We start from the raw sequence: 11591 nt of genomic DNA, 5'->3' as shown, positions 1-11591 counted from the left end.
CCTAAAGGACGGGGCTTGAAACCCAAGATTTTCGGTCATTTTTGCTGAAACTGTTCAAATTCAAGTTGAAGATTACGGTAAGCTTGACGCAAGCGTTCAAATTCTAGTTTCACGATCGCGATCGCATCTTACAAGTTATTTATTCCACAGCACCTAAAGCCTTAAGCGTCTCAAATTGACCCCCAGTTAAACCTTTTACACCCCCAATCTTCATCCCCTCATAAGGAAGAGGAACACTCAAAGTTTGCCAACAATTACCAATTCGAGTATCCCACTGCTTAATCGTACCATCTAAACTCCCACTAACGATCATTTCCGCATCACTACTTAAAGCTACCGAAACAACTTGGTCTGTATGTTCCTGTAAAGTACGAATACACTCACCAGTTTTCAGTGACCAAATCTTAATCGTTTGGTCATTACTACCGCTAACAATAAATTGACCACAACAACTTAATTTTACCGACCAAATTACCCCTGAATGTCCCCAAAAAGTTTGCTGACATTCTCCAGTCAAAATATCCCAAACTTTTAAACTATTATCTTCGCTACCACTAACTAAAAATTGCCCATCATCACTAAAAAAAATCGACCTAACTTTATTCGTATGTCCAGTTAAAGTCTTGAAACATTCCCCAGTTCTAATTGACCAAAGCTTAATTGTACAATCATCACTACCACTAGCTAAAACTCCCTCCTCACCCTCAGCAAAATTACTAAAAGCAACCGACCAAACCCAGCCTTGGTGTCCAACAAAACTTCTCAAAAATTCTCCAGTTTTAACTGACCATAATTTAACAACATTATTCTGTCCACCACTAGCCAAAAACTGACCATACGGACTAAAATCAACACTACAAATTGCTCCTTGATACGCTTCTTGCTGAGAACGCAAAACTGAACTTTCACCAGTAGTTAAATTCCATAATCTAATTGTCTCATCATCACCACCACTAGCTAACAAATTTAACCTATTTAAAAAGGGGCTAAAAACCACTGACCAAATCCAAGCAGTATGTCCAGTTAAAGTTTGCAAACACTTACCAGTTTGAGCATTCCATAAGCGAATTTTGTGGTCTAAATGACTACTCGCAATTATTTTATCGTCAGGACTCAAAGCAATCGAATAAATCCAATTATTATATCCTTGAAAAGTCTTAAAACATTCATTCTTTTCCACCGACCATAACTTGACAATTTGGTCATTATCCCCAGTAGCAACAGTGCGATTATCCGGACTAAAAGCAACTGCTCGAATTCCGCTTTTATGTCCTCTTAAACTAGCTTGACATTTTCCCGTTTCGACATTCCAAAATCTCACAATTGGTTCAAAACAACCACTCGCAATTGTTTGACCATCGGAACTAAATGCTAACATCTTTATTTCTTTATTATGTCCTCGCAAAACCTTGATACAATCGCCAGTTTTTATATCCCAAAGTCGAATATTTTTTTCACAACCACAACTAGCAATTATTTGACCATCGGGGCTAAATGCAACAGTCCAAATAACATCCTGATGTCCAGTTAAAGTCTTGAGACATTCTCCAGTTTCCAAATTCCAAAGCTTAATTGTCTCATCAGCGCTACCGCTAGCAAGGATTTGAGAATTGGGACTAAATGTAACTGATAAAACCTTACTCGAATGTCCAACTAAAGTTCTGATTTCTTCACCTGTGTAAGCCGACCAAAGTTTAATTGTAGTATCGTCACTACCACTCGCAATAAATTCACTATCGGGACTAAATATAACTGACCAAACCCAAGCTGTATGTCCTCTGATTGTTTTTAAACATTGACCTGTATTAACTGACCAAATTTTGATAGTTTTATCTAAGCTACTACTTACTAGCTTTTGTCCATCTGGACTGAATGCTAGCGATACAGTCCACCAAGTATGTCGTTCATTAAAAATCGCAATTGATTGTCCATCTTCTACTCTCAAAAGACGAACTTGACCATTGGAATCACCTACTGCTAAAATAGTACCATCGGGACTAAATGCTAACGACCAAATTCCACCAAAAGATTGGGTGAAAACTGATTTATATAAGTTGGAGTTAGAAAAGTTAGTGTTTTGAAGATTTTTTCCAACTAAGTAAGCTTGACAAATGGTTAAATTGGAGAAGTTTTCTGATTGAAAGTCGTCAGTTAATTGACTAAGTAAGTTAAGCAAATTTCCTCCAACATATCCGGGTTGTAAAGGATATTTCTCTCGCTGAATTTGGAGAAGGGCTTTTAGTCTTTCTTGGAGAAAAAAAGGAGATTTATAAATAGTCAGTAATCTATCTTTAATAGGTTCAAGAATAGTTCTAATTTGACTAATTCTGAGATAGTATTTGTTTTGGGCTTTGAGTAAGGCATAGTTTTTCAAGATTTGTAATTTTTCGGTTTGAATTTCTTGACAAACTAAATTAATTAGTCTCTCGGTAGTATATTCCATTAAGACGGGTTGCAGGGTAAAACTGTTTCGATCTTGGCTTTTTTCGATGGGTAGTTTATGTAGTAAAGATTGTAGAGTTTCTGGTAATTTTTTTTGCGAAACTGCGGAAACTAAATCGTCTTTTAGAGTTATAATTGAAGTAGGTTCGCGATTAATTGCGAGCCAGTACATAATTTCTTGTTCTCGTTCTGAAAGTCGGTCAAAATGCCAGGATAATAAGTTATTAAGACTACCAAAAACTGAGCAACCGTGTTGTAAAAATTGGGAAATATTCCCGAAAAAAACTTCTTTAATATGATGGGCGACTATTTTTAAGGCTAGGGGATTACCATTATAAAGATTGTTGAGTTTTGTCCAATCTTGCTCGTTTTCTACGGTAAAGTTATCGAAATGTTGGAAGAGTTTTTGCGCGTTTTCTTCTTCAAGTCCGTTTAATTCTAATGCGCGAATTGGTGATGAATTTGTTTGATTTAATTCTAATTCTGGGGGTCGTTCGCGGCTGGTTAAAAGTAAGCAACTTTGATGGGGTGTTTGGGCAATTTTTGTAAATATTTGACTGTAGCTTTCGTATCTTGGTTCATATTTGCTAATTTCGCAATTTGGTTGAATAATTGTTTCTAAGTTATCTAAGATTAGCAAACAGCGATATTTGCGTAGGTAGTCGATTAGTTGGGAGAGTTGCTGAGTGAGGTTTTCGGGAGTGTGGGGAAGTTCGGTTTCTTGGTTATGAGAGAGAAATTTGAGGATATCTGCGATTAAAGTTGTAGCTGATTGGGGAGTGATTAGCGATCGCCAAATAATCTTATCAAATTCTTGTTGGATTTCTCGTGCTAATTTCAGCGAAAGTTCTGTTTTCCCGATACCACCCCGACCAAATTTTACCGGAAGAGATTCCATTCTGCCGCTAAATTTCAGAGAGAGATGGGTTTTCCCAATACCACCCATTCCTAAGATTGCCACAAGACGAGCGCGATCGCCGACAATCCATTCCTTAAGTGTCATCAATTCCGCATCTCGTCCCCAGAAAAGCGGAACATCCGGCGCTTCCCCCCAATCTTGATTATTAACCGAATTAATCTCGCTAGCTTGATTTTCCTGGGAAATTGGTGTCGGTAATTCCGCAACTTTTCGCCAATTTAAGTTTAATATTTCACATAACTCAACAAATTTCTCTTGACTACAGCCTCTATTTGTGCTTCTTGGACCAGCTTTTTCTTCCCTCGTACCCAGAAATCGTTTAATCGTTGATAAAGAAAAACCTGTTTGATAACTAAGCCAGCTAATGACCTCCTGCCAATTACAATTTTCTCGCAACATCACTTTTTTGGCAGCTTCTCTAATTAACTGTTTTCCTCGTGCAGATGGTTGGATTTTCGGAGGTTTAGGCATTTTCCGAAATTGTCAAGTTCAAATTCGGTTCAAATTCCCTAAATTATAACATCCAAAAAGAACCCAATTTGACCTTTCTCCTTTTAGTTCAATAGATTATCTTAGACCTAATCAGGAAACAAGCCGATAATTTTTCTTACTCGTAGTGTAAAGCAACTGAGTATTTTTTACTACCTTGTCTCACTTCAGAGTTATTCAAATCTAACTGTAGGGAGATTTTTCATGACAACTACTCAGACAAAACTCGGAATTGATTAAGCATTCTTTAGTCTTCAGTTCAATTATAAATACTCGCAAAAATAAACCAATGAAAACTCACTCACTTTTCCTTCGTTCTCTTTTCACTAATGTTGTTTTTATTTCCACAACATTAATTACAGGTACTTTATTTAGTCAACCAAGTCAAGCCCAAGGAATCACCTTTTATTGTGGAACAAGTAACGGCAAACCCACAACAATTGCAAGTACACCACGGGGAAATATTCCCGTAGTTCATTGGGTTTCTCACCATTTTACTGGTGCTGGTTATAATCCCCAAAAAAGATGTGAAGAAGTTTCCTCTCGCTTCCAAACTTATTACAACAATGGTACTCTCAGTTATCTAACCACTGGAATTATGAATGGTCAACCTGTGGTTTGCGTTACCAGCACCAACGGTGGTGGTTGTACGGGATTACTTTTTACCTTAAAACGCGGACAAAATGCCAGTCGAACTTTACAACAATTATTTGAAGTTCGTACAGGTGCAGGTGGTCCGCTTTATGAAAGTACCACTGGTGGAAGCGGACATATTTCTAATCAAAATGGTCGAGTTTTTGTTGATGTGAATCAATACTTGAATTCAGCTACAGCCGAAGCAGGAAATACCCCAACTCAGCCAAACTTAACTCCTACTCCGAATAATAATAATACTCCTACTACACAACCAGGTGGTACGATTTGGTAAACAAAGTTTACTGGCAATTTCTCTTAGTTATTTGTGGTACTTTATCTTGGCAGATTTCCAGCCAAGCACAATCGGAAAATCGTTCAATACCAGAAATCATAATTAACGAAGAAAACACGCAATTACCAGAAGAAAAACTAATTGAAATTGCCCAAAAGATTACCGTAAAAGTTTTGTCAGGAAGAAGCTGGGGTTCAGGAATTTTGATTCAGCGACAAGGACAAGTTTATACAATTGTTACAAATCGCCATGTTTTGACCCCAGCCGATTCTTATTCCTTACAGACTCCAGACGGTCGAATTTACTCGGCTGTGGTAGCTGAAAATCAGAGATTTGCGGGTTACGATTTAGCTTTGTTACAGTTTCGCAGTAACGCCAATTATCCAGTTGCGGTATTAGGAAATGCTTCAAGTATTGCAGTAGGTGATGAAGTATTAGCTACAGGATTTCCTATTCAAGGAGATTTACCTTCTCTGACTCCTTTTTTCGTTGGAAATAAAGGTTTTATGGTGATGAAAGGAGAAGTTTTCTTACTGTTAGAACAAGCTTTGAAAGAAGGATATCAAATCGGCTATACGAATGATATTCGCAAGGGAATGAGCGGTGGTGCATTATTGAATGTTCAAGGTGAAGTAATTGGTATTAATGGAATGCACGCTTATCCTCTTTGGGGAGATCCTTATGTATTTTTTGATGGTTCTCAACCCTCATCTCAGTTGCGAGAACAAATGATTCCTTTGAGTTGGGGAATACCAGTAGAAAGAGTGACACAACGGTTGGGACAATCAATTTTAGAGCAACCAAATTCCGCAGTAAATACTAACTTAGTTGATTAATTTTTGTTAGTAATTAATTAAAAAATGAGGTAAAAATATGAAATTTTCTGAACATTTAGCAGCTATAACGGGAACAGCGATCGTTACTGCAATTGTGACAATTCAACCTCAATCTGTATTGGCTTTGACTGGAGTAGAAGTCAATAATATTGCTCGTGAAGTAACAGTATTAATTCGGGTCGCAGAAGGTCAAGGACACGGCTCTGGTGCGATTATTGCGAAGGAAGGTAATACTTATTATGTTTTGACGGCGAATCATGTTGTTGGCGGTCAAAATAAGTATCATATTGTCACAGCAGATAAGCAAGTTCACGAACTTGATTATAGCCAGGTGAAACGTTTGCCGGGAATAGATTTAGCAGTTGTATCTTTTACTAGCGATAAAAACTATCAGGTTGCGAAATTAGCTAATACCAGTACAGTACAACAAGGACAGTCAGTTTTTGTTTCTGGGTGGCCCGCACCAAGTCAGTCAATTAACGAAATTACTCGTCAGTTTACCGGAGGTGTTCTTTCCAGTGTTTTAGAAACACCGCGTCAGGATGGTTATGCGTTGGTTTATGACTCTGTAACTCGACGAGGAATGAGCGGGGGTCCAGTATTTGATTCTGATGGGCGAATTATTGGCGTTCATGGCTTAGGGGATGCTGAAACCCGTGCGCGAGTACAGCAGTCTGTTTCCTCAGATACACCAGGAATTGAAGCTGTTGCCGATTTGATTAAGTCGGGGTTGAATTTAGGAATTCCCATTAATACTTTCTTGCAATCTGCTTCTAGTCAAGGGCTATTTTTAAGCTGGCAGGTAGAGAATTCTCCACCACAACAATTGATTGTCAATTATACACCTCCTGCCCAACCCGACCAGCGAGACAGACTGAATATTGAAGATGTTTTTCAGCGATCGCTAGAACGAGGAGTAGAAAGAGGTATCGAAAGAGGTATTGACAGAATCCTTCCGTTCTAAAAATAAGTTCAACTGCGACTCGCACCTAAGTTTGAAGATTATTGTGAGAGGAAAACCATGAATTTTAAACGAAGAATACTGGCATCAATTTCTGTAACATTTGGCTTACTGAATTTACTTCCATTGGAGGCTCAATCTAGTGTTCAAGAGATTCAGTATTCTTCGCCTTTAACTGTGGCTCAACGAAATAACTGTAACGCAGAACAAGAAGAAGAAAGAGCTTTAGCCTATCTCAATTATGCTCGTCAAAATCCCCAAAAGATAGGACAAGAATTAGGAATAAATATAAGTAATGCTATTCCTCAACCTCCATTAACTATGAATCCTATATTGAGGCAGGTTGCGAGAGAAAGAGTTTTAGACATGGCAACTAGAAATTATTTCGATCATGTCGATCCTGATGGAATTGGACCGAATCAAAAAGTGGCTCAAGCTGGCTATCCTTTACCATCGTTTTTTTTGGACGATCCTGCTAATAATTTTATTGAATCTCTCTGGACATTCTGGGTAATTGGTAATGCTCGCAATGTATCTAGTTCCGGTAGAGACGCGATCGCCACTTTAATTGTAGATGAGAATGTCTTTCCTCCTGGTCATCGGATTCACTTACTTGCTCTCAACGACTTCTATAAAGAACATTCGGAAGTAGGAATTGGCTATTTATGCAGGCGTAATGGTCAAAAAATGCAATATTTTCTCGTAGTTTTGACAGCTTATCCAGAAACGAACACAAGTAGTAATCGCAATTCTGTTCCTCAACAAAGAATTGAACAACCTTCTCAAAATCGACCATCTTCACCACCCACAACTACGGCGGCTAATAATCTGTGTGGTTCTAATTTTGTTAGCGAACCAACCATCCGAACCGATAGTTATGATCGTTCACCATACCGGGTTTGGTTTGACTTTCGCCGAGGTCAAGAAGAACCTAATTTTTCAGCTTGCGGTCGTCAATACTGGTTGAAAGATGATTCCAGTCACTATTACTACGGGATTCCTTTTGTTTATTTAGTCAACGGAGAGGGACAATGTGTAGTTCCTTTTTTGTATCGAGAGACTGAGAATGGAACCTTAGAAGTTGTGAGAACCGCTCCTGAATGTTCGACAGTCTATGAAAACCCTAGCGATCGACAGTCAGATTCTAATTATACCGTTCCACCTAATAATTCATCTCCTGGATCTAATTCTGATTATTTGTGGTAGGTAACAAGTCTAGTTTTGTAATCTCTTTCCCATCTATTTTTGAGGTCATTCATGCGTAAAATTAAGTTTTGGGCGATCGCGCTTCTGAGTTTTCTTGCTTTTACTTCTAGTTCGGCAATTTTTCAAAGAATAATTGCCGTTTCTCTAAACGAAGTTTTAGGGATTGATTCATCAGCTTGCTCTTTTACGAAAGATACAGCTATAGCTAATTATTCAAATGATTGTGAAGTTGCTCAAGTTGATATCTTTAGCAACGATGGTCAGGAAAATAATCCTACTATTTCCGAACAACCAATTACTTTTAACCTTAATGGTGAGTGGCTGTGGGAATTAACCGAACCTAATATTTTAGCTTCCGGTATTGATGGTATTGCTACTAGCTGTGCTGCAAGTTCAAATAAGATTAGCTCAAATGTTTCAATTACACAAAATGGTAATTATCTAGAAGCTGATACCAAGGGGTCACTTTATAGTCCGATGCTTATTAGTGAAGGTAGTTTAGAAGGTAATCAAGTAACTCTTCAAGGAGACTTCAATATTTTCACCGGAACTGTAAGTAGCGATGGAAATTCAATTACTGGAACTTACAACTGCGGTCAATTAAATTTACCTTGGACTTTAAACAGATTAAGATAGAGCGATTTTCTAATACTTAAACTATTTGTAAGTTTAGGTATTGCTTAATTTCCATCATTTCAGAACTAGATTTTTTTTGTTATAGGGTGCCACACTTGCTAAACAGATTTCTTTTGCAGGTAATAAGTTGATTACATTTTTTATTCCTCGATTGAGTACAACTCGTCTTGCAAGTAATCTTTCGTGCTTAAGAAATCAGTGTCCATTCGTTTTAGATTTTTCTAAAAGATTGAAGCAGGCTAAAGAGTCTCACTATATCGGTAATTATCTCGGTAAACCCAGTTCCGAAGAATACGCACAAGACGCTCAAATGGCTTTAGAAAAAGCTCAAACTTGGTTATCTTCTATGTTAAGTGGTTCTTCTATGTTAAGTGGTTCTTCTGGCTATTATGAAAGCGAAGAAAGTTGCTCGGAAACAGCCGAACGACCTCAACAAACTCCACAACAACCGTCTCTTTCGGTTACAGCAAATCCTAATCAAGTAGAAGTTAACCAAGAATCTATTATTGAAGTAACTTTTGAAGATCCCACTTGTTCTGCTACCTCTGTTGAGATTGTTTCTCCTACACTCACTACTAAGACAACGACACCAGTTTCGTCGGAGGATGCTTGTGGTGGAACTGTCAAATTTCGCGCCCAAAGTCCTTTAGGTGATGGATATGGATTTGACTACTCCCCTCCCTCCGCGTTGCTAAAGGGAGGGGATTCACAAGTAGTTCTCTTTCCTCTTGCAGGCACAGTCAAGTTGCCTCTAGACGCTCAATATGTTGACATATAGCCGCATATATTGCGCTTACTTTTTTGAGTTTTATGCTTTCAAACATCCATCACTCAGCTAGTTTAGTACGCTCCTCGCTCTGAAGAAAGCTTGCAGTGGTTTAGTCATACTGCCGTTAGAGCCAATCTAACCGTTGTTTCTTACTTACCGGGTTTTCGACCTACTAGAGCGAAGAATCACGTAGATTTTAGTTTTACTCGCTATCAACTATTGTACTAACTTTCTAGTTTCTTTTCAATCAAAGTCGCCGTAGAACAGCGAGGCTTTAAACCCATTTTTTTTGGTAAAACTTACAAAAGTGGTTTTACTGTTCGCGTAAAAGGGGCAAACATTCGTGTTTCGACTGAGGCAATTCTTACAATTGTAGGAAGAGAAGGTTCTTTAGATTACAGATCTTGCTATCCAGAGGTTTACAATTTTGAATCAGTTAATGCGTTGACTAATGAAATCCGCGATCGCATTCCTGTTCCTGATGGACTTCTTCGTTTTCTTTAATCAAGCAAAAGTCAAATCTTATTGGTACTAAAAAAAGTACCTACTTGCTGAAAGGGGGTTAAATTAAGTAAACTTTATCCCCCTTTCCAATAAAAACTTTCAACAATTAAGAAAATCGAGTTCAACCCTTTTCTGTTTCTGGAGAAACTATTACATTCATTACCCCTTAAATTGGGAAAGTGAGAGAAGGAGATAAAACCTTGACAAAAATCAATTATTGTGCTGGCTGAGTCCACCAAGCCAAACCATAAGCTTGAGTTTTCTCGTTCGCCTGAGATCGATATTGAACGCGAATTTTGTAACGTCCAGTTTCAGGAACTTGACAAAAGATATGTTCGACACTATCAGCTTCACTGACAGAAGCGCAAACACTGCGGCGAGGATCGTTACTGTCAATAGACATCAGATAAACATCGAGATTATTTAAACCCCGATCGCGGAAATCTTCGCCAAGATCGTAGCGATCGTTATTATTTTCGTCGTTTAGTTCCACCAAGCGATCCCAAGCCAATGTTACCGCCGCATAACTTCCTTTTTGCAAAGGTTGTTCTAACTCGTAATCTTGAGATGAATCAGCTTCTACGGTACGATAATCCCAACCCAGAGCAGGTGCAGAGCTTTCCGGACTCCACTGACCGCCGCTAAACTGTTGATAAGCGCGAAAGACATTCACATGACCAGTTCCCATTTGAATATCTAGAGGAATTTTCGGATCTTGAGCCGCATCGCCCTCAAACCAAGTACGATTATCTTTAGTCCGGATCGTACGATTCATACCTAAAAGCGAACCATCGCCAGGATCTTGAACTTTCTCAGCAGAATTGAGTAAAACCGCCTTCATCACCTCATGGCGACGAGAATTAACACTCCAATTACTCGCATTTTGTTTTAATTGGCGATCGCCAAATTCTTGTAACAAAGCTACCGATGCCGTAATATGCGGCGCCGCAAAACTCGTCCCCGAAACCTTAACCAGCTTACCATCCAAATCAAACACCGTAATATTACTACCCGGAGCAACCAAACTAATCGCCCGTCTCGGTCCAATATTAATTTCCCGTTCAATCAAACTTCTGCCAATTCCTTCCGGCAAATCGCTTAAATTAGCAAAATCTATCTTCGTAAAAACACCATCTCGCTCAGTAGTATAAGCAGTAGTAATCCCGTTATACAAATCTGTAGGAATCGGAATACCCCCACTACCTTGATTCCCCGCAATCACATAGAGAACATCGTGAACTCGCGCCGACCAATCAACACATCTAGTCAGCAAAGCATTACCATCTAAAATAGCCTCTGGTCGGGGATCGCGTCGCAGAGACTCCCCGAAACTATAATTAATCGCCCGCACATCATCATTATTTTGCAAAGCAACGTGCTGACTAGAAAGACACTCTTCCGGTTGTCCGCCTCTTCTCAAACTTCCTACCGCACTCGCGTACAACCTCGCATCCGGTGCAACCCCCCGTAAATCCTTATCTCCACTTACCATCACCGCCGCTACCATTCCCGCGTGAGTATCAACAAACTTATTTGACTCTGCGGGCGAATCGCGGTGAAATACCCCCGCCAAACTTAGTGCTGGATTCCAGGAAACTACCTTATCCAAACCAAACAATCCCGGTCTACCAATCTCTACCTGACCGATCGCGATCTTACGACCAGTTAAATTATAAGGAGCTTCGTGCAACCGACGAGCATTAATCCCTCCTTGTCCAACAGAAGTATCTAAGGCTAAGGCTGGTGCGCTCAATGCAGCTAAACCACTCACCAGCAATGCTAAATTTTTCCTCATCTGACCTGCGGCTGTTATTAATTACTCTTCTTTTCCCAATTTTACGCTCTCTCTACCTGAATAGCGATCGATCCGATCGCCTTAAGCCTGATTGCATTCTCTTCAT

Annotated in this window: 8 protein-coding genes; 6 read left to right on the top strand and 2 right to left on the bottom strand. The window is 39.2% G+C overall.

Annotation, left to right across the window (positions count from 1 at the left end):
- Positions 1-139 precede the first annotated feature (139 nt).
- On the bottom strand, positions 140-3832 hold the full coding sequence (locus tag G3T18_RS22605; RefSeq protein ID WP_224412859.1) for a WD40 domain-containing protein: 3693 nt from the start codon (positions 3830-3832) through the stop codon (positions 140-142).
- A 307-nt stretch (positions 3833-4139) separates the two neighbouring features.
- Between G3T18_RS22605 and G3T18_RS22600 the strand changes: the two genes are divergently transcribed.
- From G3T18_RS22600 to G3T18_RS22575, 6 genes are all read left to right on the top strand, one after another.
- Complete coding sequence (locus G3T18_RS22600) at positions 4140-4778, top strand: COP23 domain-containing protein (RefSeq protein WP_224412858.1); 639 nt, start codon at positions 4140-4142, stop codon at positions 4776-4778.
- Positions 4772-5614 (top strand): S1 family peptidase, encoded by an 843-nt coding sequence (locus tag G3T18_RS22595; protein ID WP_224412857.1) that lies wholly within the window; start codon positions 4772-4774, stop codon positions 5612-5614. The genes G3T18_RS22600 and G3T18_RS22595 overlap by 7 nt, the downstream gene beginning before the upstream one ends.
- A 37-nt stretch (positions 5615-5651) precedes the next feature.
- Positions 5652-6578 carry a S1 family peptidase gene (locus G3T18_RS22590; protein WP_224412856.1) on the top strand — a complete coding sequence of 309 codons (927 nt, stop codon included), beginning with the start codon at positions 5652-5654 and terminating at the stop codon, positions 6576-6578.
- A 57-nt stretch (positions 6579-6635) separates the two neighbouring features.
- A complete protein-coding gene (locus G3T18_RS22585; RefSeq protein WP_224412855.1) occupies positions 6636-7781 on the top strand; it encodes a CAP domain-containing protein in 1146 nt (381 codons plus the stop codon).
- Positions 7782-7832: 51 nt separating this feature from the next.
- Positions 7833-8417, top strand: a complete 585-nt coding sequence (locus tag G3T18_RS22580) for a hypothetical protein (protein WP_224412854.1) — start codon at positions 7833-7835, stop codon at positions 8415-8417.
- A gap of 229 nt (positions 8418-8646) precedes the next feature.
- Positions 8647-9195, top strand: a complete 549-nt coding sequence (locus tag G3T18_RS22575; protein ID WP_224412853.1) for a hypothetical protein — start codon at positions 8647-8649, stop codon at positions 9193-9195.
- A 709-nt stretch (positions 9196-9904) separates the two neighbouring features.
- Here the strand turns inward: G3T18_RS22575 and G3T18_RS22570 are convergent.
- The gene (locus G3T18_RS22570; protein ID WP_318014023.1) at positions 9905-11461 is read right to left on the bottom strand and encodes a S8 family serine peptidase; all 1557 of its coding nucleotides are present in this window, start codon (positions 11459-11461) and stop codon (positions 9905-9907) included.
- Positions 11462-11591: the final 130 nt, after the last annotated feature.

This window comes from Oscillatoria salina IIICB1 (genome assembly GCF_020144665.1).
Lineage (GTDB): Bacteria > Cyanobacteriota > Cyanobacteriia > Cyanobacteriales > SIO1D9 > IIICB1.
The sequence above is the reverse complement of the archived record's forward strand: the minus strand, read 5'-3'. Positions and strand labels throughout refer to the sequence as shown.

Excerpts from the sequence above, each read along its gene's own strand:
- G3T18_RS22605 (WP_224412859.1), bottom strand. The coding sequence starts at position 3,832 with ATGCCTAAACCTCCGAAAATCCAACCATCTGCACGAGGAAAACAGTTA.
- G3T18_RS22600 (WP_224412858.1), top strand. The coding sequence starts at position 4,140 with ATGAAAACTCACTCACTTTTCCTTCGTTCTCTTTTCACTAATGTTGTT.
- G3T18_RS22590 (WP_224412856.1), top strand. The coding sequence starts at position 5,652 with ATGAAATTTTCTGAACATTTAGCAGCTATAACGGGAACAGCGATCGTT.
- G3T18_RS22585 (WP_224412855.1), top strand. The coding sequence starts at position 6,636 with ATGAATTTTAAACGAAGAATACTGGCATCAATTTCTGTAACATTTGGC.
- G3T18_RS22580 (WP_224412854.1), top strand. The coding sequence starts at position 7,833 with ATGCGTAAAATTAAGTTTTGGGCGATCGCGCTTCTGAGTTTTCTTGCT.